The following is a 24240-nucleotide window of genomic DNA, read 5'->3' as shown; positions in this document are numbered from 1 at the left end:
AGCGATTCCGACGATGAAGCCCAGCTTCGACGAGATGAGCGCCGCCGAAGGCGCCGTGCGGTCCCACTACCGGACCTACGAACGCTGGCTGCGCCAGCAGCCGGCCGACGCGATGCAGTCGGCACGCAGCGAGGCGGAGATGATCTTCCGCCGCGTCGGCATCACCTTCGCCGTCTACGGCGCCAAGGACGAGGACGGCGCCGGCACCGAGCGCCTGATCCCCTTCGACGTCATCCCGCGCGTGATCCCCGGCGCCGAGTGGCGCGAGCTCGAAGCCGGCCTCGCCCAGCGCGTCACCGCGCTGAACCGCTTCCTGCACGACGTCTACCACGAGCAGGAGATCCTGAAGGCCGGCGTCGTGCCGGCCGACCTCATCCTGCGCAACAGCCAGTTCCGCCCCGAGATGATGGGCGTGGACGTGCCCGGCCAGGTCTATTCGCTGATCGCCGGCATCGACATCGTGCGTGCCGCGCAGCCCGACGGCAGCGGTTGCTACTACGTGCTGGAGGACAACCTGCGCGTGCCCAGCGGCGTCAGCTACATGCTCGAGAACCGCAAGATGATGATGCGGCTGTTCCCCGAGCTGTTCGCCAGCCACCGCATCGAGCCGGTCGCGCACTACCCCGACCTGCTGCTGGAGACGCTGCGCGAGGTGCGGCCCACCGCCGCCGACGATCCGACCGTCGTCGTGCTGACGCCCGGCATGTACAACAGCGCCTACTTCGAGCACGCCTTCCTCGCCCAGCAGATGGGCGTCGAGCTGGTCGAAGGCCAGGACCTCTTCGTGCGCGACGGCTTCGTCTACATGCGCACGACGCAGGGCCCCAAGCGCGTGGACGTCATCTACCGCCGCGTCGACGACGACTTCCTCGACCCGCGTGCCTTCCGTCCCGACTCGACGCTGGGCTGCGCCGGGCTGCTGGACGTCTACCGCGCCGGCAACGTGACGCTGGCCAACGCCATCGGCACCGGCATCGCCGACGACAAGAGCGTCTATCCCTACGTGCCGAAGATGATCGAGTTCTACCTCGGCGAAAAACCGATCCTGCACAACGTGCCGACCTGGGTCTGCCGCGAGCCGGGCGACCTGGACCACGTGCTGGCGAACCTGGGCGAGCTGGTCGTCAAGGAGGTGCACGGCGCTGGCGGCTACGGCATGCTCGTCGGCCCGGCCGCCAGCAAGGCCGAGATCGAGGCCTTCCGCCAGCAGCTGCTGGCCAACCCGTCGAACTACATCGCCCAGCCGACGCTGGCGCTGTCGACCTGCCCGACCTACGTCGAGCAGGGCATCGCGCCGCGCCACATCGACCTGCGGCCCTTCGTGCTGTCGGGCAAGACGGTGCAGATGGTGCCCGGCGGGCTGACGCGCGTGGCGCTGAAGCAGGGCTCGCTGGTCGTCAACTCGTCGCAGGGCGGCGGCACCAAAGACACCTGGGTCCTCGAAGACTGACACGCAGGAGGGAGCACGATGCTGTCGAGAACCGCCGACCACCTGTTCTGGATGGCCCGCTACATGGAGCGCGCCGTTCAGGCGCGAAGCGCCTGCGGCGAAGCCAAAATACCGCGGCGCGCGGCAGCGCGCGGCGGGGTTTTCGGCCTGATGGAGGACCACCATGCTGTCTAGGACTGCGGATCATCTGTTCTGGATGGCCCGTTACATGGAGCGGGCCGAAAACACCGCCCGCATGCTGGACGTCAACTACCAGACCTCGCTGCTGCCGCAGTCGGCGGACATGGCGGAGCAGGGCTGGCAGGGGCTGCTGTCGATCAGCGAGCTGAGCTGGAGCTTCCAGCGCAAGTACAGCGAGCTGACGCCGCGCAACGTCATGGACTTCATGGTGCGCGACGAGACCAACCCGTCGAGCATCCTGTGCTGCCTGCGCGCGGCGCGCGAGAACGCGCGTGCGGTGCGCGGCGCGCTGACCACCGAGGTCTGGGAGACGCAGAACCAGACCTGGCTGGAGTTCAACCGCCTGCTGAAGGAAGGCCGTTTCGAGCGCGACCCCGGCATGGTCTTCGAGTGGGTCAAGTACCGCTCGCACCTGTCGCGCGGCGTCACCGTCGGCACGATGCTGCAGGACGAGGCGATGCACTTCCTGCGGGTCGGCACCTTCCTCGAACGCGCCGACAACACCGCGCGGCTGCTCGACGTGAAGTTCCACGCGCTGTCGTCGGAGTACTTCGGCAACGGCAACGTCAAGGAGACCCAGGAGGTCGACTTCTATCACTGGAGCGCGATCCTGCGTTCGGTCTCCGGCTTCGAGATCTACCGCAAGGTCTACCGCAACGTGATCCGCCCGGAACTCGTCGCCGAGCTGCTGATCCTGCGGCCGGACATGCCGCGTTCGCTGGCCGCCTGCATGAACGAGGTCGTCGCCAACCTGAAGCCGGTGGCCAACCAGCAGAGCGCCGAGACCCTGCGCCGCGCCGGGCGGCTGCAGGCCGACCTGCAGTACGGCCGCATCGACGAGATCCTGGCCACCGGGCTGCACGCCTACCTGACGCAGTTCCTGGACCGCGTCAACGACCTCGGCGCCGGCATCGGGCGCGACTTCCTGGTGCCGGTGGCGGCCTGATTCAGCGCGGCGCCGACGCGCTGCTGGCCGCCGGGTCGGCGGCCGCCGCGGCGCGCGTCGCGGCACGCGCCTGCGCCACCGCGTCGCCGAGCGTGATGACCGCCATCGCGTAATAGGCCGAGGCGTTGTAGCGCGTCAGCACGCGGAAGTTGGCCGTGCCGGCGACGTAGCTCGGCGCCGCGGCGCCGTTCTGCAGCTCCACCAGCGCCAGCTTGCCGGCCTCGGCACGGCCGGCGGCGTCGAGCTCGGCGCCGGCGGCGGCGAACTCGGCCGGCGTGAAGCTGGGTTCGATGTCCGGCGCCAGCAGCCGCGCGCGCGCCGCGGTGTCCACCGGCGGCGCCACTGCGTGCGTCGTCGCCTGCCCCGGCTGCCAGCCGTGCGCCGACAGGAAGTTGGCGACGCTGCCGACCGCGTCGACGCCGTTGCCGCCCAGGTCGACGTGGCCGTCGCCGTCGAAGTCGACGGCCAGCCGGTTCAGGTTGCTGGGCATGAACTGCGGCAGGCCGATGGCGCCGGCGAAGGAGCCGCGCACCTCCTGCGGGTCGCGGCCCTCGCGCTCGCTCCAGACCAGGAACTCCTCCAGCTCGCGGCGGAAGAAGGGGCTGCGGTCGCTGCGGCCGGTCGGGAAGTCGAAGGCCAGCGTCGCCAGCGCGTCGACGATGCGATAGCGCCCGGTGATGCGGCCGTAGAAGGTCTCGACGCCGATGATGCCGACGACGATCTCCGGCGGCACGCCCCAGCGCGCCTGGGCGCGCGCCAGCGCGTCCTCGTGGTCCTGCCAGAAGGCCAGTCCGGCTGCGATGCGCCGCGGTTCGACGAAACGCGCGCGGTAGGCCGCCCAGTCCTTGGCCGTGCCGGCCGGCGGCGGCATCACCAGGCGCTGCACGCTGTCCAGCCGGCGCGCCTGGGCGAGCTGGGCGGCCACCCAGTCGGCGTCCAGGCCGCGGCGCTCGGCGACCTCGGCGGCGAAGCGGCGCAGGTCCTCGCGTTCGCCGTAGAGCGGCGCGGCGGCCACGGCCTTGGCCTTGGGTTTCTTCTTCGCCGCGGCGTGTTTCGCGGCGGTGGCTTTGCGGGCGGGCTTGTCGGCGGCGTGCACCACGGACGGTGCGGCCAGGGCCAGGACGATCAGCGCGATGCTCGCGAGGGCGGACTTCGGGGCGGGCATCGGCCGATTATGGGCGGCCCACCTGGCGCAGGGCCTTCGCGAAGCCCGGCCACCAGCGCCGTGCCGGCCGCTCCAGGCCCTCGCCGTAGCGCAGCCGGTCCAGCGCCTCCAGTTCCACGGCCAGCGGCTCGCCTGCCGCGCCCAGCGCGGCGCGCACGCGTTCGGCGCGCGCGCGCGGTGCGTGCTGCGGGCCGACCTCGACGCCGCGTGCCGCCAGCGCGCGCTGCACACGCGCCTGCAGGCGCTGCCAGGGGTCCTGCCGGTGGCGGTCCCAGAGCGCCCAGCCGGCCCCGGTGGCCGAGGCCAGCGCCGCGAGCACGATCAGCGCGCGTGCCAGGTCCTCCCAGTCGGGCGACTCGACGCCTAGCGCACGCAGCAGGTCGAACTGGCGCTGGCGCGAGTAGTTCAGCACAGCCTGGTTCCAGCGGTTGTTGATCGTCTCCCAGGCTTCGCGCAGCCGCGCCGCGAGCGCCGGGTTGACCGCGCCGATCGTGCCGGCGACGAGGCCCGGCGTCGGCGGCAGGCTGCGGCCGCGCTGCACACGCTCGGGCGCGACGGCGGCGGTCGGATCGGCACGTTGCCAGCCCACGCCCGGCTGCCAGTATTCGGCCCAGGCGTGGGCGTTGCTCTGGCGCACGATCCACCAGCCGTCCACCGGTGCCGGGTCGGTGCCCTGGTAGCCGGTGACGATGCGCGCCGGCACGCCCATCGCGCGCATCGCGACGACGAAGGCGGCGGCGAAGTGCTCGCAAAAGCCCAGCTTGCGGTCCAGCCAGAACTCGTCGATTGCGTCGCGGCCGTAGGCGCCGGGCTCCAGCGTGTAGCCGTAGCCGCCGTCGGCGACGTGGCGCAGCAGCGCCGCGGCCAGCGTGCGTGCGTCGGCGCCGGCGAGCTCGGGCCGCGCCTGCAGCGCCTGCGCCCAGGCCAGCGTGCGCGGGTTGTAGCCCGGCGGCAGGCGGCGCCAGTCGTCGAGTTCCGGCGTCGTGCGGCGCGGGCCGTGGCGGTAATCGGTCCAGGCCGAGGCCTGCAGGCGGATGCGGTCGGACAGCGGGCGGTCGAGCTGCCACTGCAGGTCCTGGCGCAGGCGCAGGCTCCAGCCGTCGAGCTGCGGGCCGGCGGTGGCCGGCGTCAGCTCCAGCAGCGGCAGCATCGCCAGCCGGCTGGGCTCCAGCGTCATCTCGTAGTGCCGCGGCGTGCCCAGCACCTGCACGCGCGCGCCGGCCGGCACGTCGGGCAAACGGGTCCAGTCGACACCGTCGAAGCGGCCCAGCACCGGGCCGCGGAAGTACATCGCCTCGGGCGGCGGCGGCGCGCCGTCGAAACGCACGCGCAGCGCGATGGTTTCGTCGTTGGCGACGCTGGCGACGCCGCCCAGGCGCATCGTGCCCGACAGCCCGGTGCGCCCGGCGGCGTCTTCGGGCACGCCCCAGAGCGGGCCGAAACGCGGGAACAGCAGGAAGAGCACGACCATCACCGGCGCGCCCAGCAGCGCCGCGCGTGCGGCCAGCGTGCCGGCGGCGGCCAGCGGCGGCCGGCCCACCGGCATGTGCGCCAGCACCAGCGCCGCCAGCAGCCCCCAGACCGACAGCAGCATCGAGGCCGCGACCAGCAGGCTTTGCGAATAGAGGAAGTTCGTCAGCACGACGAAGAAGCCGAGGAAGAAGACGACGAGCGCGTCGCGCCGCGCGCGCAGCTCCAGCGTCTTCAGCGTCATCAGCACGACGATCAGCGTGACGCCGGCCTCCTTGCCCAGCAGCGTGCGTTCGCTCCAGAAGGTGAGTCCGCCGGCGGCCAGCAGCAGCGCGACCAGCACCCAGCGCCCCGGCAGCGGCCGGTTGCCGACGGCCAGCCAGGCGCGCCAGCCCAGGATGGCGGCGGCCAGCCCGCTGCACCAGACGGGCACGTGGCCGGCGTGCGGCAGCAGCGTCCAGCCGATGACGGCCAGCAGGAACAGCGTGTCGCGCGCCTCGCGCGTCATCCGGGCCGCGGGCTTCATCCGGGCCAGGTCGCCAGCAGATCCAGCGCGGCGCGGCGGCGTTCGTCGCCGCGGCCCGGCGCCAGTTCATGGCCCGGCAGGCGCAGGCCCCAGGGCCGGTCGGCACGTTCGCAGGCCAGCACCCAGGCGGCCAGGCGCGCGAGCCGGCGTTCGACGTCGCCGCCGGTGTCGGCCCAGTCCAGCCAGAGTTCGCGCCGGCCCTCGCCGCGGGCGTCGCGGCTGATCAGCTCGCCGGTCTGCGCGACCTTCTTCCAGACGATGTGGCGCAGGCTGTCGCCGCGGCGGTAGTGGCGCACGCCGTCGAACTCGTCGCCGGCCTGCTCGGTGGCCGCCGCGCGGGGCTCGCCGGGCTTCGCGGCCGCGGCCGGCAGCGGCGGCGTCGGCGTCTCCGGCCGCGGCCAGGCGAGCACGCGCGAGGCCGGCCGCCAGACCGTCCAGGCGCGGAACAGGCCGAGCGGGAACACGGTCTCGGCGACGACCGTCGGCAGCGCATGCCAGCCGCGCTGCGGCGGCACGAAGGCCAGCTGCACCGTGCTCTGGGCGCCGGCGGCGACGTCGCACCAGGCGAAGCCGCCGCTGCCGACGCGCTGGCGCCAGCGCAGCGCGATGCCGTGGCGCGTGCGCCGGCCGGGGTTGGTGAGCACGATCTCCACCGTCGCGGCCTCGCCGGCGTGGCCGGGGCGCGGCGGCTTCAGGTGCAGCACCAGGCCGCGCAGCGTGCCGTGCGTCTGGTGCATCGAGACGACGCCCGCGCCGGCGAGCAGGAAGGTCAGCACGTAGCCCAGGTTGAGCTGGTAGTTGACCGAGGCCAGCAGCATCGCCAGCAGCGTCGCGGCGAAGGCCAGGCCGGCGCGTGTCGGCAGGATGTAGACGCTGCGCTGGGTCAGCGCCCAGCTGTCGGCGGCCGGCAGCCGGCGCTCGAGCCAGCGCTCGAAGGCGGCACGCGGGGCGGCGATCACGGAACCGGAGTCGCCTCGACCAGCGCGCGCACCTGCTCGACGGCGCCGCGCCCGGCGCCCGGCACCGGCTGCACGCGGTGGGCGATGGCCTGCGGCAGCAGCGCCTGCAGGTCTTCCGGCGCGACCCAGTCGCGCCCGGCCATCAGCGCCCGCGCGCGCGCCACGCGCAGTACCGCGATGCCGGCGCGCGGCGACAGGCCCTGCACGAACCAGCGCCCGGAACGCGTGGCCGCGATCAGCGCCTGCAGGTAGTCGAGCAGCGGCTCGCTGGCCTTGATGCGCTGCACCGCCTGCTGCGCGGCGAGCAGTTCGGCCGGGCCCATCACCGGCGCCAGCCGCGTCGCCAGTTCGCGCCGGTCCTCGCCTGAGAGCAGCGCACGTTCGCTGGCGCGGTCGGGGTAGCCCAGCGTGATGCGCAGCAGGAAACGGTCGAGCTGGCTCTCGGGCAGCGGGTAGGTGCCGAGCTGGTCGCTGGGGTTCTGCGTCGCGATGACGAAGAAGGGCTGCGGCAGCGCATGCGTCTCGCCGTCGATCGAGACCTGGTGCTCTTCCATCGCCTCGAGCAGCGCGCTCTGGGTCTTGGGCCCGGCGCGGTTGATCTCGTCGGCCAGCAGCACCTGCGCGAACACCGGGCCGGGGTGGAAGACGAAGGCGTCGCGCTGGCGGTCGAAGACGCTGACGCCGACCAGGTCGCCGGGCATCAGGTCGGCGGTGAACTGCGCGCGCGAGAAGGAGAGCCCCAGCGACACCGCCAGCGCATGCGCCAGCGTGGTCTTGCCGACGCCGGGCACGTCCTCGATCAGCAGATGGCCGCCGGCCAGCAGGCAGGCCACGCTGTCTTCGATCTGCGGGCGTTTGCCGACGATGATCGTGCTAATCTGGTCGACCAGCCTGGAGATCTGGCGCGCAAGGATCGAATCCATGCGCGGGACCATACCCCGAAACCATAACGACGACCCATGACGACCGCGTTCTACAGCCATGCGGAGTGCCGATTGCACGACATGGGGCCGGGGCACCCCGAGTGTCCGCAGCGGCTGGACGCGATCTCCGACCATCTGCTGGCCACCGGGCTGGACGTGGCGCTCGATTTCCGCGACGCGCCGCAAGCCACGCTGGAGCAGATCGAACGGGCGCACAGCGCCGGCTACGTCCTCCAGCTGCAGGACGCGCTTGTGCAGATCCAGGAAAGCGGCCAGGCGCGCGCGCTGGACCCCGACACCTTCGCCTGCCCCGACACCTGGCGCGCCGCGCTGCGCGCCGCCGGGGCCTGCGTCGCCGCCACCGACGACGTGCTCGACGGCCGTGCGCGCAACGCCTTCTGCGCCGTGCGCCCGCCGGGCCACCACGCGACGCGCGACGAGACGATGGGTTTCTGCTTCTTCAACAACGTCGCCATCGCGGCGCGCCACGCGCTCGACGTGCGTGGCTTGAAGCGCGTGGCGATCATCGACTTCGACGTGCACCACGGCAACGGCACCGAGGACATCGTCGCCGGCGACGAGCGCATCCTGATGTGCAGCTTCTTCCAGCACCCGCTGTACCCGTACAGCGGTGCGGTGCCCAAGGGCGAGAACATGGTCAACGTGCCGATCCCGCCGTACACGCGCGGCGGCGAGCTGCGCGAGACGCTGATGGCGATGTGGATGCCGCGGCTGGAGGAGTTCTCGCCGCAGATGGTCTTCATTTCCGCGGGCTTCGACGCCCACCGCGAGGACGACATGGGCCAGCTCGGCCTGGTCGAGGCCGATTTCGAGTGGATCACGCGCCAGGTCGTCGAGGTCGCCGACCGCTGCGCGCAGGGCCGCGTCGTCTCGGTGCTCGAAGGCGGCTACAACCTGAGCGCGCTGGCGCGCAGCGTGGCCGCTCACATCCGGGTGCTGGCCGACGTCTGATGGTGCGCGCTACGACGGTCGAGCGCCTCGGCCAGATCCTCGATTCGCTGCGGGCGCCGGGCGCGCTCATCGAGCTGGGCATCGTCGCGCTGTGCCTGGCGCTGGCCTGGGCGCTGGTGCGGCAGATCGCCGCGCGCATCGAGCACAAGGGCTCGATCTGGCTCGGCAACCGCGGCGTCGACGGCGTGCTGTTCCCGCTGCTGGCGCTGTGTTTCGCCGTCGCCGGCGAGTGGATCCTCGGCGACGCGGTGCCGCGCGCGGTGTTCCAGCTCGCGGTGCCGGTGCTGCTGTCGCTGCTGCTGATCCGGCTGACGGTGCGCGTGCTGCAGCAGGCCTTCCCGCAGTCGGGCGTGATGCGTGTCGTCGAGCGCAGCGTCTCCTGGGTCGCCTGGATCGGCGCGGTGCTGTGGATCACCGGCGTGCTGCCGCTGCTGATGGCCGAGCTCTACCAGATCCAGTGGAAGGTCGGCAGCGTGCGGCTGTCGGTGGGCAGCGTCATCGAGGCGGTGTTCAACACCTCGATCGTGCTGGTGCTGACGCTGTGGATCTCGCAGGTGCTCGAGCAGCGCCTGCTCAAGGGCGCGGGCGACAACCTGTCGGTGCGCAAGATGGCGTCGAACCTGCTGCGCTCGGTGCTGCTGTTCGTCGGCCTGATGATGGCGCTGTCGGCGGCCGGCATCGACCTCACGGCGCTCAGCGTGCTCGGCGGCGCGATCGGCGTCGGCCTGGGTTTCGGCCTGCAGAAGCTGGCGGCCAACTACGTCAGCGGCTTCGTCATCCTGGCCGAGCGCAGCGTGCGCATCGGCGACATGGTCACCGTCGACGGTTTCGCCGGCCGCATCACCGACATCAACACGCGCTACACGGTGATCCGCGCGCTCGACGGCCGCGAGTCCATCGTGCCCAACGAGATGATGATCGTGCAGCGCGTCGAGAACTCCTCGCTGGCCGACGCGCGCGTGGCGCTGAGCACCGTCGTGCAGGTCGGCTACGACACCGACGTCGAGGCGCTGATGCCCAAGCTGGCTGCGGTGGTGGCCGCGGTGCCGCGCGTGCTGCAGCAGCCGGCACCGGGCGTCACGCTGTCGGCCTTCGCCGCCGACGGCCTGGAGCTGACGATCGGCTTCTGGATCGAGGACCCGCACAACGGCACCGGCAACGTGCGCTCGGCGGTCAACCTGGCCGTGCTGCGCACGCTGAACGCCGAAGGCGTGGAGATCCCGTTCCCGCAGCGGGTCGTGCGCCAGCTCGGCGGCACCGCCGCGGCCGACTGATCAGGGCTGGCGCCCGATCGCCTGCGCCAGCCGCGCCCAGCGCGGTGCCGACACCTGCTCGCGCACCACGCCCAGCAGGGCCTCGACCGCGGGCGGCGGCGCCTTGGCGCGCAGGTCCGCGAAGAGAATCGCCAGCTCGGGCACGCTGAGCGCCACCGCCAGCCAGCGCACCGTCATCGCCATCTCCTGCGGCGGGATCGTCGCCATCAGCCGGCCGTGCAGCTCGACCAGCTCGTCGTCGCGGTACAGCGCCCACAGCGAGGCGTTGTTGCGCGTCTCCTCGACCTGCATGTGCAGCAGGTTCTCGCCGACGAAGGCGGCCAGGTGCCGGTACAGCCGCAGCGCCAGCATCGTGCGCTGCGCCGGCGCGGCGCAACGCAGCGCGTGCGTCTCGTCCTCGAGGTTGGCGATGGCCTCCAGGTGCTCGACGTGGTCGCCGGCGGTCTCGGCGGCGCCGCCGGCGCGGCGCGCCTCGATCGCGGTGTGGATGAAATCGTTCTCGTGTTGCACGTGGCCGCGCAGCGTGGCCAGCAGCAGTTCGACCTGGTCGCAGACGTCGGCACGTTCGCCGGCGTCGTCGACGTCCATCGCGCCGACGGCGGCGACGGTGTGGTGCATGAACTCGCGCAGCGCCTTGTGGATGAAGACGTAGATGTCGAAGCGCGGTGCCGGCGCGGCGGCGGCGGCGTAGGTGTTGCCCGGCAGGGCGGAGACGGTGTGCATCGGGGTTCCTCTTTGTCGCCGGCGCCCTGCGGCCGGCGTGGAACCGAAGTCTGGAGATCGGCCCCCGCGCCGCCATCGCCCGCAGGAGCCATCGTGATGGCCACGACGGGCCATCGGCGGCGGGTCAGCCGCGCTGCACGGCGTACCAGGCCGCCGCCTGGCCGCGCGAGGCGGCGCCCAGCTTGTCGAGGATGTTGGCGACGTGGCGCTTGACGGTGTGCGGGCTCAGGTCCAGCGCGCGGGCGATCAGCTTGTTGCTGTCGCCGGCGGCGATGCGTTCCAGCACCTCCCATTCGCGGCCGCTGAGGCCGCCGGGCAGCGCGGCCGGTGCGGCGGCCGGCGCTGCGAAGGCGCGGCCCAGCCAGCCGCCGAGCACGCTGAGGGCTTCGTCGGACAGGGTGCCGGCCCAGTCGGCCGCGGCGAGGGCCTCGATCGCCGGGCGGGCGAAGAGCGCCGCGCCGACGCCTGCACCACCGGCCACGCGGCGCACCGCGGTCGTGACCTCGGCGGCGGCCGATTCGCGCCGGCCCTGGGCCAGCAGCGCCGCGGCGCGGTACAGCCGCACCTCGACGGCGTGGCCCAGGCGGTCGACGGCCTCTTCGCATTCGAGCGCGCGGCTCCAGCAGGCGACAGCCGCGTCGCGCCGGCCCAGCAGCCGCTCGGCGTGGCCGGCCAGGGCCTCGATCTGGCTCGCCTGGGCGGCGGCGGCGAAGCCGTCGGCCGACGGATGGCCCTGCAGCCAGTCGAGGTGGCGCGCGAGGCGTTCGCGGTCGTCGAAGCGTGCGGCGACCCGCGCCGCGTGCAGCCGCTGCACCCACAGCGAGGCCGGGCCGCGCGCCGTGGGGTGTTCGTCGACCATGCGCTCGGCAGCGGCCAGCGCCGGCCCGCGTTCGCCGCGCAGAGCGTGCACGAAAGCCGCCAGCAGCTGCGCGCTGCCGGCGACGTTGGCCGGCTCGCCGAGCCAGCGGCAGTCTTCCAGCACCGCGGCGAGTTCGCTCTCGGCGGCGTCGAGGTCGCCGCGCTGCCAGGCGTGGTGCCAGCCGGCCTGCACACGCGCCAGCGCGCGCAGCGGCAGCGGCCGGTCGGCGGCGACGCGCAGCGCGCCGCGCACGTAGCGCTGCAGCGCGGCCTCGGTGCCGGGCAGGCCGTTGAGCCGCGGCAGCGGGTGGGCGCGGTACCAGAGCGAGGCGTCGTCGCAGCTCTCCAGCAGCGCGACCAGCTCGTCGAGCAGCGGCCCCAGCCGGTGCAGCGAACCCAGGTCCAGCGCGTGCCAGGTGCAGGCGACGAGCACCACGACGCGTGTGTCGCGCGACATCGCTTCGCGCCGCAGCGGCCCCAGCCGCGCCGCGCTCTCGACGTGGCGGCCGAGCGCGTTCAGCGCCAGCGACTGGTGCGCGACCGCGGCGCGCGCGCGGTCGGCCTCGCCGCGTTCGGTCCAGCCGCGTTCGGCGGCGCGCATGGCCTGCAGCATCGCCGGGAAGTCCCAGCGCGCCCAGGCGAGCAGGCCACGCACCTCGTGCAGCGCCGGCGAGGCGGCGGAGAAGCTCTCCGGGAACAGCGCCAGCAGGTGGGCGACGGTGGCCAGCGCGCCTTCGGTCAGCAGCGTCGGCGCCTGGGCGAGCAGGGCCGCAGCGGCGCCGTCGACGTCGCCGGCGTGCAGCAGCATCGGCAGCTGGCGCGCAGGGTCGCTTTCGCCGGCGGCCGCGCGCCGCCACAGCGCCGGCCATTCGTCGGGGTGTTCGAGGCGCAGGCGTTCGAGCAGGGTCTCGCGGAACAGGTCGTGCAGCCGCAGCGTCGGCTCGGCGGCCTCCAGGCTGCTGACGAACAGGCCCAGGCGCTCGATGCGCTCGATCTGCGCCGCGGCGCGGGCGTCACCGGTCACGGCCGCGGCGCGGGCGGCGGTCAGCTCGGGCAGCACGGCGCTGCGCAGCAGGAAGGCGCGCAGGTCCTCGGCGAGCGGCGCGACCACCTCCTCGGCGAGGAAGTCGCGGATCGCGCGCTCGCCGGCCGCGGCCGTGCGCGCCCCGTGGGCCAGCGCCAGGCGCAGCCCGGCCGGCCAGCCGCGCGTGCGCGCCACCAGCGCGGTCGCGCCCGGGCCCTCGGCTTCCAGCGCGCCGGCCAGGGCCTCGGCCTCCTCGGCGGCGAACTGCAGCTCGTGGCGGCGGAACTCGGCCAGCTCGCCGGCGGCGCGCCAGCGGGCCAGCGACAGCGGCGGGTCTTCACGCGTCGCGACGGCCACCGTCCAGCGCGGGCCCAGGCGTTCGAGCACGCCGTCGAGCAGTTCGAAGAACGCGGCGTCGGCGACGCGGTGCAGGTCGTCGAAGACGATGACGCCGTGCTCGACTTCGCAGGATTCGAGCGCGTCGAGCAGCTCGGCGGCCAGCCGGGCGCGGCCGCGCGGGTCGTCGACACGCGCCAGCAGCGCCTCGGGCGCGGTGCGCCAGGGCAGGTCATAGGGTTCGAGCGCGGCGACCCAGCATTCGAGCAGGCGGTGCAGGTCGTCGTCGGCATCGGCCGAGACCCAGGCGACGGCGGTGCCCGCCGGCAGCCGCGCGAGCTGGCGCGCCAGCGCCGTCGTCTTGCCGTAGCCGGCCGCCGCGCAGACGAGCACCAGCCGCTGGCCGAGCAAGGCGTCCAGAAGACGGGCGTCGAGCGCCGGGCGATCGATCCAGGTGCCGGCGGTACCGGCGCGCGGCCGCGGCGGCTGGATCTTGGTGCGGGCGAAACTCATGCCGCGGACCCCCCCGGTGGCGGCGGACGCCGGATTCTGCGTCGTGCGCCAGGGGCCGCGCCTCGGGAGTGTCCGCGACAGGGTTTCCGCGCTGTCCATGGCGCATGGTCGCGTGGCGAGAGGGTGCGGCGCCTCGGGAGTGCGACGAAATGCACGCTCGGAGCGATGAACGGCAACGCTTGAGCGCGCTGCGGGGCCGTATCAAGGCGCCACGGTGACCGCTGGTTACACTCGATCGGACGGTCCGAGAACCGTTCATCTGAGGGAGAACCGATGTCATCACGTATTCAATGGGCGGCGCTGGCCGCCGCGTTCATGCTGGCCGGCTGTGCGACCGAGTCTTCGCGCACGGTCGAGGTCGCGAAGGTGTCCACCGCCGCCGCGCCGTACGTCGGCGTGCGCCTGCCGGTGTCGATCGGCAAGTTCGACAACCGCTCCAACTTCATGCGCGGTGTCTTCACCGACAACGTCGATCGCTTGGGCAGCCAGGCCAAGACGACGCTGATCTCGCACCTGCAGCAGTCGCAGCGCTTCAACGTGCTCGATCGCGAGAACCTGAACGAAACGCGCCAGGAGGCGCAGTTCAAGTCGCAATCGCAGACGATCCGCGGTGCCGACTACGTGCTGACCGGCGACATCACCGAGTTCGGCCGCAAGGAAGTGGGCGACCAGCAGCTCTTCGGCCTGCTCGGCAAGGGCAAGTCGCAGGTCGCCTACGCGAAGGTGACGATCAACGTCGTCGACAGCGCGACTTCGGAGGTCGTGTATTCGGCCCAGGGCGCCGGCGAGTACCAGCTCTCGACGCGCGAGGTCGTCGGTTTCGGCGGCACCTCGAGCTATGACGCCACGCTCAACGGCAAGGTGCTGGACCTGGCCATCCGCGAAGCGGTGGAACGCCTGGTCAGCGGCGTCGACGCCGGTCAGTGGGGCCGCACGGGAGCCCGCCGATGAAGTGTCGTCTCCTTGCCGCGGCTGGCGTCGCGCTGGCCGCCACGCTGGCCGGCTGCGCCACGGCGCCGCCGCAGCTCTATCACTGGGGCGATTACCAGCGTCAGGTGTACCAGTCGCTGAATGCCGACGACACCGGGCCGCAGGAACAGCTGCAGCAGCTGGAACAGCAGGCCGAGAAGGCCCGCGCAAAGGGGGCGGCGCTGCCCCCGGGCTTCCGGGCCCACGTCGGTCTGCTGATGCTGCGCCTGGGGCGCGACGCGGATGCCGCCGCGCAGTTCGAAGCCGAGAAGCAGGCCTTCCCCGAGTCGACCGCCTACATGAACTTCCTGTTGCGCCGCATGCAGCCTGCCAAGGCTGCACAAGCCGCTCCTGCCGAGGTGACCCGATGACGATGTCCCTGTTGCCTGCCGCACGTCCGCTGCGGCTGGCCCTCGCGGCTTTGGCTGCCGCGGCCCTCGGCGGTTGCGCCACGACGGCGCCGTACGACTACAGCGCGTTCAAGGAAAGCCGGCCGGCGTCGATGCTGATCCTGCCGCCGCTGAACAACACCAACGAGGTCAAGGCCACCAACGGCGTGCTCGCCCAGGCCACCCAGCCTCTGGCCGAGGCCGGCTATTACGTGCTGCCGGTCGGCCTGGTCGACGAGACCTTCAAGCAGAACGGCCTGACCCAGGCGGCCGACATCCAGCAGGTGTCGACCGAGAAGCTGCGCGAGATCTTCGGCGCCGACGCCGCGGTCTACCTGAAGGTGACGCAGTACGGCACGACCTACAAGGTGCTCAGCAGCGACACGACGGTCGCAGTCGAAGGCCGCATCGTCGACCTGCGCAGCGGCCGCGTGCTGTGGGAAGGCAAGGCCCAGGCCTCGTCGGCCGAGCAGAACAGCAGCAACCAGGCCGGCTTGATCGGCGTGCTGGTCGAGGCGGTGGTCAAGCAGATCGTGCACACGGTGTCGGACTCCAGCTTCCAGTACGCCGGCACGGCCGACGCGCGCCTGCTCACGCCGCACAAGCCCAACGGCCTGCTCTACGGCCCCCGCTCCCCCAACTACGGCAAGGACTGAGTCCGGCGTGCAAGGCCGGAAGGCCTTGCACGCCGGACTCAGGCCCGAGCGCTGTTTTCACGCGCGAGCGCCGAGCCCCGCGCAGCGTTGGCGCTTACGGCGCCAGCCGCTCCCGCACCCACGCGCCGCCGTCCAGGCGGTAGCGCAGCCGGTCGTGCAGCCGGCTCTTGCGGCCTTGCCAGAACTCCCAGGTGTCCGGGACGAGGCGGTAGCCGCCCCAGTGCGGCGGCCGCGGCGGCGACAGCGCGAAGCTCGCGGCGTACTTGGCGGCGTTGGCGACCAGCGTCGCCCGCGACGGGATCACCTGGCTCTGCGGCGAGGCCCAGGCGCCGATGCGCGAGTCCAGCGGCCGCGACGCGAAATAGGCGTCCGACAGCTCCGGTTCGGTCTTCTCGACCCGGCCTTCGATGCGCACGACCCGCTCCAGCTCGATCCAGTGGAACTGCAGCGCGGCGTAGGGGTTGACGGCGAGTTCGCGGCCTTTGCGGCTGTCGTAGTTCGTGTACCAGACGATGCCGCGCGCGTCGAAGCCCTTGATCAGCACGACGCGCGTCGACGGCCGGCCGTCGGCGCCGACGGTGGCCACGGTCATCGCGTTCGGCTCGGGCACCTGGGCGTCGATCGCCTGCGTCATCCAGCGTTCGAACTGACGCAGCGGGTCGGCGTCGGAAGCGGTTTCGTCGAGCGCGTCGCGCTCGTAACTCTTGCGGAGGGCAGCCAGATCCATGCACCGAGTATAGGAAGCGGCCCGCGGCGCCCGGCACCGCCGCCGCCCAGGCGGTGCTTCCCTTACGTGGAACGCCGTAGGTGATCGTCCCACTGCCGGCCGCCCGTCGCGGCAGCCATTCTTGGCGCCACGGGGAGCCGACGAGGAAGGCGAGCGCCATGAACACGAGCCCGACGATCGTCGTGCTGGCTGCCGGGCAGGGGACACGCTTCCACCCGACGCGGCACAAGCTGGAGCAGCCGCTCGACGGTTCGACCGTGCTCGGCACCACCGTCGCGCACGCGCTGCAGACCGGGCTGCGCGTGCTGGTCGTGACCACCGGGCGCCTGGTGCCGCTGGTGCTGCCGCAGCTCGGCCTGCGCGACCTGCTGGTGCTCGACGAGGCCAACGCCCAGCGCGGCATGGGCCATTCGATCGCCGCCGGCGTGCGCGACAGCCCCGATTCCGGCGGCTGGCTGGTGCTGCCCGGCGACATGCCGCGTGTGCGGCCGCAGACGATGGCCGCGGTCGCGCAGTCGGTCGCGCTGCACGCGGTGGCCTATGCCCAACACGGCGGACGGCGCGGGCATCCGGTCGGTTTCGCCGCCGAGCTGTATTCGGAGCTGGCGTCGCTGCAAGGCGACGAAGGCGCGCGCCGGCTGCTGGCGCGTTATCCGGCGGTGGGCGTCGAGGTCGACGACGACGGCGTGCTGGTCGACGTCGACACCGAGGACGACCTGGACTCGCTGCGCCGGCCGCTGCGCCGCGCCGCGGCCGGCTGATCGCCCGGCCGCACGAGGCCGGCGTTCACGGCCACGCGCATCAGGCGTTCGATCTCGCGGTCGCGCACGCCGCGCTCGCGCAGCGCGCAGGCGGTTTCGGCCAGGTACTGCAGCGTCGTGCCGTAGCGGCCGCGCGCGTGGCGCAGGATGGCGAGCACCTCCTCGTCGCAGAGCCGGCCCGTGTAGTGCTCGCTGCGCCGGCTGAGCGTGAAGGCCAGCGCCGGCACCGTGCCTTGCGGCGTCTGGCAGGGCAGGAAACGCGGGTCGTAGATGCCGCCGCCGACCATCTCACGGTCCCACAGGCGCTCCAGCTCGGCTTCGGCCGTTTCGGGCCGCATGCGGTAGACGAAGCCGCGGCAGGCGCCGCCGGCCATCAGCGCGAAGACGAGGCCCGGCTGCTGCGGCGTGCCGCGGTTGATCTGCGAGCGCATGCGCAAGGCGCGGTGCCAGCCGCGCACCAGCGCCGGGCGGTGCTCGGCGGCCTCGAACTCGGGGCGCCAGATCAGCGAGGCGTAGCCGAAGACCCACAGGTCGCCGCGCCCGCCCCACTGCGCGCGCAGCAGCGCCAGCCGGGCGGCGGGGTCGTGCGGGCAATCGCTCACGGGTGCGAGCGCGCCGCTGGGCGCGAGAGCCGGATCATGGACTTCATTGTCGGCAGCCGAAGACTTGCAATAACGATGCCGCGGGCCTTTCGGCGATGTCCCCGGGAAGCCCTTCACGAAATCGCGATGTAACCGGGTTACCCCATTTTCGGTGCTATGGTTACGGACGGAGGTCAGCATGAAGCCCGCCATCCAAGCCATCACCGATCGCATCCGGGAACGCAGCGCGGACACCCGTGCGGCTTATCTTCAACGCGTGGACCGCCTCGCGCGCCGACCGCGCGGGGCCGAACGCATGGGCTGTGCCAACGTCGCGCACGCCTTCGCGGCGCTGCCGGGCGACGCCAAGCTGCGGGTCGTCGCCGAACGCGCGCCCAACGTCGCGATCGTCACCGCCTACAACGACATGCTGTCGGCGCACCAGCCGTTCGAGGGCTTCCCGGCGGTGATCCGCGACGAGGCCCGGCGCCACGGCGCCAGCGCCCAGGTGGCCGGCGGCGTGCCGGCGATGTGCGACGGCGTCACGCAAGGCCTGCCGGGCATGGAGCTGAGCCTGTTCTCGCGCGACACGATCGCGATGGGCACGGCGATCGCGCTGTCGCACGACGTCTTCGACGGCGCGCTGATGCTGGGCATCTGCGACAAGATCGTGCCGGGGCTGCTGATCGGCGCGCTGCACTTCGGCCACCTGCCGACGGTCTTCGTGCCCGCCGGGCCGATGAGCACCGGGCTGGCCAACGAGGACAAGGCCAAGGTGCGTGAGCAGTACGCGCAAGGCCTGGTCGGCCGCGACGCGCTACTGGCCGCCGAGTCCGCCGCCTACCACGGCCCGGGCACCTGCACCTTCTACGGCACCGCCAACAGCAACCAGATGCTGATGGAGGCGATGGGCCTGCACGTGCCGGGCGCCGCCTTCGTGCACCCGCACGAGGGCCTGCGCGAGGCGCTGACGCGCGAGGCCGTGCGCCGCGTGCTGGCGCTCGGCCCGGGCGCCGACTTCATGCCGATCGGCCGCCTCGTCGACGAGCGTGCGATCGTCAACGCGATGGCCGCGCTGCTGGCCACCGGCGGCAGCACCAACCACCTGATCCACTGGGTGGCGGTGGCGCGTTCGGCCGGCATCACGATCGACTGGAGCGACTTCGCCGCGCTGTCGGCCGAGGTGCCGCTGCTGGCGCGTGTCTATCCCAACGGCGCCGCCGACGTGAACCAGTTCCAGGCCGCTGGCGGCCCGGGCTACGTGATCGGCGAACTGCTGCGCGCCGGCTGCCTGCACCCGGACGTGGCGACCATCGCCGGCCCCGGCCTGGAGCGCTACGCGACGCGGCCGGCCGCCACCGAGGCCGGCGCTGTCACCTGGACGCCGGTGGGCGCCAGCGGCGACGCCGCGATCCTGCGTCCGGCCGACGCGCCGTTCTCGCCGACCGGCGGCTTGAAGCTGCTGCAGGGCAACCTGGGCCGCGCGGTCATCAAGGTTTCGGCGGTGCCGGCCGATCGCCACGTCGTCGAGGCGCCGGCGCGGGTCTTCGACGACCAGGAATCGCTGCAGACCGCGTTCAAGGCCGGTGAACTCGACCGCGACCTCGTCGCCGTCGTGCGTTTCCAGGGGCCGCACGCCAACGGCATGCCCGAGCTGCACAAGCTGACGCCGCCGCTGGCGGTGCTGCAGGGCAAGGGTTACCGCGTCGCGCTGGTCACCGACGGGCGCATGAGCGGCGCCTCGGGCAAGGTGCCCGCGGCGATCCACGTCAGCCCCGAGGCGCTGGCCGGCGGGCCGCTGGCCAAGGTGCGCGACGGCGACCTGCTGCGTGTCGACGCCGACGCCGGCACCCTGCAAGCGCTGGTCGACCCGGCCGAATGGGCCGCGCGCACGCCGGCCACCATCACCCCGGACCAGGCGGCGGCCAACGGCCACAACCTGGGCCGCGAACTGTTCGCGGGCATGCGACGCAACGCCCGCAGCGCCGAGGAGGGCGCCGTCACATGGCTCTGAAACCGATCGAACTCGCCGCCCCGGGACCCGTCATCCCGGTCATCGTCATCCAGCGTGTCGAGGACGCGCTGCCGCTGGCCGAAGCGCTGCTGGCCGGTGGCGTGCGGGTGCTCGAGGTCACGCTGCGCACGCCGGCCGGGCTGGAAGCGATCCGCCGCATCGCGCGCGAGCTGCCCGAGGCGCTGGTCGGCGCCGGCACGGTGCGCAGCGTCGCCGACGCCCAGGCGGCGCGCGAGGCCGGCGCGCGGTTCGCCGTCAGCCCCGGCTACACCAGCGAGATCGGCCGCGCCTGCCGCCAGATCGAGCTGCCGCTGCTGCCCGGCGTGGCCACGCCCAGCGAGGTGCTGGCGGCGATGGCCGACGGCTACGACTTCCTGAAGTTCTTCCCGGCCGCCGCGGCCGGCGGCATCCCGATGCTGAAGGCCCTGGCCGGGCCGTTCCCGGACATCGGCTTCTGCCCGACCGGCGGCCTGACGCCGGAAAACGCGCGCCAGTACCTGTCGCTGCCGAACGTGAAGGTCTGCGGCGGCTCGTGGCTGTCGCCGCAGGCGACGATCGACGCCGGCGACTGGGCGCAGATCACCCGGCTGGCGCGCGCCGCGCAGGCGCTGCGCGAGAGCTGAGATCGACCCGGCGGCCTGGCGGCCGCCGGTGCGCGCGTCAGGCGCGCAGCGAGTCCTCGGGCGCAGCCGTCTCGGCGCGCTGGATCAGCTCGACCTTGTAGCCGTCCGGGTCGGTGATGAAGGCGATCACCGTCGTGCCGCCCTTGACCGGGCCGGGCTCGCGCGTGATGTTGCCGCCGGCGGCGCGGATCTTGTCGCAGGCCGCGTAGGCATCGGGCACGCCGATCGCGATGTGGCCGTAGGCCGTGCCCAGGTCGTACGACGACACGCCGTGGTTGTAGGTGAGCTCGATCTCGGCGTGCTCGGGATTCGAGCCGTAGCCGAGGAAGGCGAGCGAATAGCCGTGGGCGGCGTTCTCGCTGGTGCGCAGCAGCGTCATGCCCATGACCTTCGTGTAGAAGTCGATCGACCGTTGCAGGTCGCCGACGCGCAGCATCGTGTGGAGCAGTCTCATGCGGGCGATTTTCCCGCAGCCGGGCCGCCCTTAGACGGGCACGGTGTAGTTCAGCGTCATGCGGCCGCCGTCGACGACGACGATCTCGCCGGTGACGTAGCTGGCGGCGTCCGACAGCAGCCAGGCGCAGACGTCGGCGACCTCGGCCGGCTCGCCCAGGCGCTTCATCGGCGTGCGGCTCATGATGCGCGCCTTGGCCTCGTCGCTGGTCAGCACCGCGTTCTTCGCCAGCTCGGTGGCGATGGTGCCCGGGGCCACCGCGTTGACGCGCACGCCGCGGTCGGCGAGCGACAAGGCCATCACGCGCGTCAGCTGGTCGATCGCGCCCTTGCTGGCGTTGTAGCTGGCGATCGACGGGATCGTCAGGCGGCCGTTGACCGAGCTCATGTTGACGATCGCGCCGCCGCCGGCCTTGACCAGTTCACGCGCCACCGCCTGACCGACGAGGAACGAACCCTTCAGGTTGACGGCGATGACCGCGTCCCAGTCGGCTTCGCTGACCTCCAGGAAGTCGGCGGCCTTGAAGATGCCCGCGTTGTTGACCAGGCCGTCGACACGGCCGAAGGCCGTCAGCGTCGCCGCCAGCGCGGCGTCGACCTCGGCCTTCTTCGAGACGTCGCAGTGGGCGTAGACGGCGCGGTGGCCGGCGGCCGTCAGCTCGTCGGCCAGGCGCTCGCCGGCCGCATCGGCCACGTCCCAGAGCGCGACCGCGGCGCCGTCGCGCACGAGGCGGCGGGCACAGGCTTCGCCGATGCCTTGCGAGGCGCCGGTGATGACGACGACGCGGCCATCGAGGCCGTAATGAACGCCTTGCTGCATGGGGACGGGCGGCCGGGCCGCGGCGGGTTCGACGGGCCCGCAGTGTAAGCACGCCTCCCGGGCCGCAGCGCGACGACCCCTGCGGCCGCGGTGGCGGCGGCTCTCAGCCGGCGCAGACTTCTTCTGCGACCTTCGCGGCGTGCGAGTGCCCGCGCGCGGCGCGGCGCAGCGCGACGGCATCGACCGGCTGGGCCGATGCACCGCCGCCGGCGTCGAGGTGGAACAGCTGCACCGCCTCGGTCACGGTGTTCGCCTTGGCGCGCAGCTGCAGCGCGGCGGCGGCGATCTGCTCGACCAGCGCGGCGTTCTGCTGCGTGATGCCGTCGAGCTGCGAGACCGCGGTGTTGATCTGCGAAATGCCTTGCAGCTGTTCGTCGGCGCCGTGGCTGATGCCGGCGACGACGCCGCCGACCCGTTCGACGGTTTCCACGGCCTCGGCGATCGTCGCCCGGGCGGCGCTGCTCAGGCGGTTGCCGGCGTCGACCTTCTCGGTGGAGTCGACGATCAGGTGCTTGATCTCGCGTGCCGCGGTGGCCGAGCGCTGGGCCAGCGCACGCACCTCGCCGGCGACGACGGCGAAGCCGCGCCCCGACTCGCCGGCACGCGCCGCCTCGACGGCGGCGTTGAGCGCCAGGATGTTGGTCTGGAAGGCGATGCCGTCGATGACGTTGATGATCTCGCCGATGCGCCGCGAAGACTCGCTGATGACCTGCATCGTGCGCGTGACCTCCTCGACGGCCTCGCTGCCGCGGCGCGTGACGCCGGCGGCCTCGGCGGCGAGCTTGGCGGCTTCGGACGCCGCAGTGGCGCTCTGGCGCACGGTGCTCGTGATCTCCTCCATCGACGAGGCGGTCTGCTGCACGTTGGCGGCCTGCGACTCGGTGCGGCTCGAGAGGTCCTGGTTGCCGCTGGCTATCTCGCAGGTGGCGCCGCGCATGTGGTCGATCTCGTTGCGGGCGTCGCGCACGATCGAGCGCAGGTTCACGTTGAGCTGGTTCAGGGCTTTGGACAGGCGGCCGAAGCCGTCGTCGCCGCCGGCCGGCAGGCGTTCGGTCAGGTCGCCGGCGGCCATGCGGTTGGCAAAGCCCAGCAGCGGCGCCAGCGGCGCGAGTACCAGGCGGGCGAGCAGCGCCGCCCCGGCCGTGCTGCCCAGCAGTACGCAGCCGAGCACGGCGTACCAGCCAAGGAAATGGCCGACCAGCGCGCTGCCGCCGGCCAGCAGCGCCGTGGCCAGCACCAGCGGCAGGTGGCGGCGCAGGCGCGCCAGGCGCTTGATCCGGCCCATCGGCGTCGACCGATAGGGCGTGCCGGCCTCCAGGCGCAGCGTGACGCGGCCGGCGGCCTTCTCGGCGCGCATCCGGGCGTACAAGGACTCGGCGGCCCGCACTTCCTCACGCGTCGGTTCGGTGCGCACCGACATGTAGCCCACCGGGTGGCCGTCGCGCATCAGCGGCGTCACGTTGGCCATGACCCAGTAGTAGCGGCCGTCCTTGCGCCGGTTCTTCACCGGCGCCGACCAGGGCTGGCCGGCGCCGATGCTGGCCCACATGTCGCGGAAGGCTTCCTCCGGCATGTCGGGGTGGCGGATCAGGTTGTGCGGCTGGCCCAGCAGCTCGTCCTTGACGTAGCCGCTCACCGAGATGAAGGCCGGGTTGCAGTAGACGATCCGGCCCTTCAGGTCGGTCGTCGAGACGAGGGTCTCACCCGCCGGGAACGGATACTCCTGGTCGCTCACAGGCAGGTTCACGCGCATCGGGGCCTCCGCTGGTCATCAGTATGGTTTCTGGAATCGGTCCAGAATCGCTACGATAAAGATGCGATGACTGATACGTGCGCGAAAAAGTGTGCGAATCGCGGCTTGATTTTGGCGATTTCACCGGTGCCGTCAATTGCGGCCCGGGGGTCGGCCAAAGGCCCCCGGGCTTGAGCCTTGTTGCGGTTTCTTACCGCTTCGTGCCGGCTTCGCGGTCGAGCCAGATCGCCATGCCTTGGGCGTTGAGTTCGACGTCCAGGGCCAGCAACTGCTGCACGGCCGTCGGGGCCAGCGTGCAGCCGTGCCGGGCCAGGCTGTCGCGGTAGATCGCGGCCAGCCCCTCGCACAGCGCGGCATGGCGGGCCTCGCCGAGGCCGGCGACGCGGCGGCCCAGCGCCACCATCTCGTCGAGCAGCGCCAGCAGCAGCGCGCCCAGGCGCGGCACCTCGTCGACGCGGCCGTAGTGCGTCAGGTACATCGCGCGCGGCGTGCGGGCGAGCAGCCGTTCGACCGAAGCGCGCAAGGCCTCGGGCTCGAACTGCACCGGCGTCGAGGTCGGCAGCAGCCATGCGCCGTGCGCGGTGTCGAACTCGCGGTACGACAGGCCGAAGGTGTCGCCGGTGAACCAGCCCTGGGAGGCCTCGTCCCAGATGCAGTGGTGGTGGCGGGCGTGCCCCGGGGTGTCGGCGAACTCCAGCGTGCGCCCGGCCAGCGAGAGCCGCAGGCCGTCGCCGCTGGTGTCCACGCGTTCGGCCGGCACCGGAACCAGCGTGCCGTAGTTGCGCTGCATCTCGGCTTCGCCGTAGACCGCGGTGGCGCCGGCCCAGATCTGCGAGGGGTCGACGAGGTGGCGTGCGGCGCGTGGGTGGGCCATCACGCGCGCTGCGGGCAGCTCCTGCATCAGCAGGCCGACGCCGCCGGCGTGGTCGAGGTGGATGTGGGTCGGGATGACCCAGTCGACGGCGTCGCGGGCCAGGCCCAGCGCCGCCAGCGCCTCGAGGATGCGCGGCACCGCGTGGTTGGTACCGGCGTCGACGACGGCCGCGCGGCCGGCGTGCAGCACGAGGTAGGCGGCGTCGAAACGCGGGCGGTGGAAGCCGGTGTCGACGGCGTAGACGTCGTGCCCGCAGGGCTCGACGAAGGAGGGGAGGGCGGGAGCGGTCATGCGCCGATTG

General features: G+C 72.6%; 23 protein-coding genes. 11 read left to right on the top strand and 12 right to left on the bottom strand.

All coding sequences use genetic code 11. The annotated features are described in order from the left end of the window. Window positions 1-13 precede the first annotated feature (13 nt). Genes RGE_RS16885 through RGE_RS16880 form a run of 3 tightly spaced genes read left to right on the top strand, consistent with a single transcriptional unit; the run spans window position 14 to window position 2576 of the window. Window positions 14-1450 (top strand): circularly permuted type 2 ATP-grasp protein, encoded by a 1437-nt coding sequence (locus RGE_RS16885; RefSeq protein WP_014429661.1) that lies wholly within the window; start codon window positions 14-16, stop codon window positions 1448-1450. A gap of 18 nt (window positions 1451-1468) precedes the next feature. Beyond that, on the top strand, window positions 1469-1624 hold the full coding sequence (locus RGE_RS23765) for an alpha-E domain-containing protein (RefSeq protein ID WP_014429660.1): 156 nt from the start codon (window positions 1469-1471) through the stop codon (window positions 1622-1624). Further along, window positions 1614-2576 carry an alpha-E domain-containing protein gene (locus tag RGE_RS16880; protein ID WP_014429659.1) on the top strand — a complete coding sequence of 321 codons (963 nt, stop codon included), beginning with the start codon at window positions 1614-1616 and terminating at the stop codon, window positions 2574-2576. Before RGE_RS23765 ends, RGE_RS16880 begins: the two co-directional genes overlap by 11 nt. Before the next feature lies 1 nt (window position 2577). On the opposite strand, the gene mltB is transcribed toward RGE_RS16880, so the two are convergent. From mltB to RGE_RS16860, 4 genes are read right to left on the bottom strand one after another with little or no spacing between them, the layout of a single operon-like run. Beyond that, window positions 2578-3741: a lytic murein transglycosylase B gene (gene mltB / locus RGE_RS16875; protein WP_014429658.1), complete on the bottom strand. Its 1164-nt coding sequence runs from the start codon at window positions 3739-3741 to the stop codon at window positions 2578-2580. A gap of 7 nt (window positions 3742-3748) precedes the next feature. After that, window positions 3749-5737, bottom strand: coding sequence for a transglutaminase family protein (locus RGE_RS16870; RefSeq protein WP_043784228.1), 1989 nt, complete (start codon window positions 5735-5737; stop codon window positions 3749-3751). Then, on the bottom strand, window positions 5734-6696 hold the full coding sequence (locus RGE_RS16865) for a DUF58 domain-containing protein (protein WP_014429656.1): 963 nt from the start codon (window positions 6694-6696) through the stop codon (window positions 5734-5736). Before RGE_RS16865 ends, RGE_RS16870 begins: the two co-directional genes overlap by 4 nt. After that, the gene (locus RGE_RS16860) at window positions 6693-7619 is read right to left on the bottom strand and encodes an AAA family ATPase (RefSeq protein ID WP_014429655.1); all 927 of its coding nucleotides are present in this window, start codon (window positions 7617-7619) and stop codon (window positions 6693-6695) included. Before RGE_RS16860 ends, RGE_RS16865 begins: the two co-directional genes overlap by 4 nt. 36 nt (window positions 7620-7655) lie before the next feature. On the opposite strand from RGE_RS16860, the gene RGE_RS16855 reads away from it, so the two are divergent. Continuing rightward, a complete protein-coding gene (locus tag RGE_RS16855) occupies window positions 7656-8591 on the top strand; it encodes a histone deacetylase family protein (protein WP_014429654.1) in 936 nt (311 codons plus the stop codon). Continuing rightward, a complete protein-coding gene (locus RGE_RS16850) occupies window positions 8591-9865 on the top strand; it encodes a mechanosensitive ion channel family protein (RefSeq protein ID WP_014429653.1) in 1275 nt (424 codons plus the stop codon). Before RGE_RS16855 ends, RGE_RS16850 begins: the two co-directional genes overlap by 1 nt. On the opposite strand, the gene RGE_RS16845 is transcribed toward RGE_RS16850, so the two are convergent. Both RGE_RS16845 and RGE_RS16840 read right to left on the bottom strand, forming a co-directional pair. Next, entirely contained in the window at window positions 9866-10588 is a 723-nt protein-coding gene (locus tag RGE_RS16845; protein WP_014429652.1) for a hemerythrin domain-containing protein, read from the bottom strand. A 124-nt stretch (window positions 10589-10712) separates the two neighbouring features. Next, window positions 10713-13319, bottom strand: a complete 2607-nt coding sequence (locus RGE_RS16840) for a LuxR C-terminal-related transcriptional regulator (protein ID WP_014429651.1) — start codon at window positions 13317-13319, stop codon at window positions 10713-10715. A gap of 273 nt (window positions 13320-13592) precedes the next feature. Between RGE_RS16840 and RGE_RS16835 the strand changes: the two genes are divergently transcribed. From RGE_RS16835 to RGE_RS16825, 3 genes are read left to right on the top strand one after another with little or no spacing between them, the layout of a single operon-like run. Next, window positions 13593-14270 carry a CsgG/HfaB family protein gene (locus tag RGE_RS16835; RefSeq protein WP_014429650.1) on the top strand — a complete coding sequence of 226 codons (678 nt, stop codon included), beginning with the start codon at window positions 13593-13595 and terminating at the stop codon, window positions 14268-14270. Next, entirely contained in the window at window positions 14267-14659 is a 393-nt protein-coding gene (locus RGE_RS16830) for a DUF4810 domain-containing protein (protein WP_014429649.1), read from the top strand. The genes RGE_RS16835 and RGE_RS16830 overlap by 4 nt, the downstream gene beginning before the upstream one ends. Then, window positions 14656-15333 (top strand): DUF799 domain-containing protein, encoded by a 678-nt coding sequence (locus tag RGE_RS16825; RefSeq protein WP_014429648.1) that lies wholly within the window; start codon window positions 14656-14658, stop codon window positions 15331-15333. Before RGE_RS16830 ends, RGE_RS16825 begins: the two co-directional genes overlap by 4 nt. 94 nt (window positions 15334-15427) lie before the next feature. Here RGE_RS16825 and pdxH read toward each other — a convergent pair whose 3' ends face one another. After that, on the bottom strand, window positions 15428-16060 hold the full coding sequence (pdxH, locus tag RGE_RS16820; protein ID WP_014429647.1) for a pyridoxamine 5'-phosphate oxidase: 633 nt from the start codon (window positions 16058-16060) through the stop codon (window positions 15428-15430). 158 nt (window positions 16061-16218) lie between these two features. On the opposite strand from pdxH, the gene RGE_RS16815 reads away from it, so the two are divergent. Next, the gene (locus RGE_RS16815) at window positions 16219-16821 is read left to right on the top strand and encodes a nucleotidyltransferase family protein (RefSeq protein WP_014429646.1); all 603 of its coding nucleotides are present in this window, start codon (window positions 16219-16221) and stop codon (window positions 16819-16821) included. Here the strand turns inward: RGE_RS16815 and RGE_RS16810 are convergent. Next, window positions 16710-17423: a gamma-glutamylcyclotransferase gene (locus tag RGE_RS16810; protein WP_014429645.1), complete on the bottom strand. Its 714-nt coding sequence runs from the start codon at window positions 17421-17423 to the stop codon at window positions 16710-16712. The genes RGE_RS16815 and RGE_RS16810 overlap by 112 nt on opposite strands. Before the next feature lie 178 nt (window positions 17424-17601). On the opposite strand from RGE_RS16810, the gene edd reads away from it, so the two are divergent. Together edd and RGE_RS16800 are read left to right on the top strand one after the other, a co-directional pair. Next, window positions 17602-19416: a phosphogluconate dehydratase gene (gene edd / locus RGE_RS16805; RefSeq protein ID WP_014429644.1), complete on the top strand. Its 1815-nt coding sequence runs from the start codon at window positions 17602-17604 to the stop codon at window positions 19414-19416. Beyond that, window positions 19407-20039 carry a bifunctional 4-hydroxy-2-oxoglutarate aldolase/2-dehydro-3-deoxy-phosphogluconate aldolase gene (locus RGE_RS16800; RefSeq protein ID WP_014429643.1) on the top strand — a complete coding sequence of 211 codons (633 nt, stop codon included), beginning with the start codon at window positions 19407-19409 and terminating at the stop codon, window positions 20037-20039. Before edd ends, RGE_RS16800 begins: the two co-directional genes overlap by 10 nt. Before the next feature lie 37 nt (window positions 20040-20076). Here RGE_RS16800 and gloA read toward each other — a convergent pair whose 3' ends face one another. From gloA to RGE_RS16780, 4 genes are all read right to left on the bottom strand, one after another. Beyond that, the gene (gene gloA / locus RGE_RS16795; protein WP_014429642.1) at window positions 20077-20493 is read right to left on the bottom strand and encodes a lactoylglutathione lyase; all 417 of its coding nucleotides are present in this window, start codon (window positions 20491-20493) and stop codon (window positions 20077-20079) included. A 30-nt stretch (window positions 20494-20523) separates the two neighbouring features. Next, entirely contained in the window at window positions 20524-21312 is a 789-nt protein-coding gene (locus RGE_RS16790; RefSeq protein ID WP_014429641.1) for an SDR family NAD(P)-dependent oxidoreductase, read from the bottom strand. A gap of 103 nt (window positions 21313-21415) precedes the next feature. Beyond that, complete coding sequence (locus RGE_RS16785; RefSeq protein ID WP_014429640.1) at window positions 21416-23065, bottom strand: methyl-accepting chemotaxis protein; 1650 nt, start codon at window positions 23063-23065, stop codon at window positions 21416-21418. Window positions 23066-23255: 190 nt separating this feature from the next. After that, on the bottom strand, window positions 23256-24230 hold the full coding sequence (locus RGE_RS16780; RefSeq protein ID WP_014429639.1) for an MBL fold metallo-hydrolase: 975 nt from the start codon (window positions 24228-24230) through the stop codon (window positions 23256-23258). Window positions 24231-24240 lie beyond the last annotated feature (10 nt).

The organism is Rubrivivax gelatinosus IL144, from assembly GCF_000284255.1.
Classification (GTDB): domain Bacteria; phylum Pseudomonadota; class Gammaproteobacteria; order Burkholderiales; family Burkholderiaceae_C; genus Rubrivivax; species Rubrivivax gelatinosus_A.
Note: the sequence above shows the minus strand (reverse complement) of the source record. Positions and strands in the feature narration are given on the sequence as shown.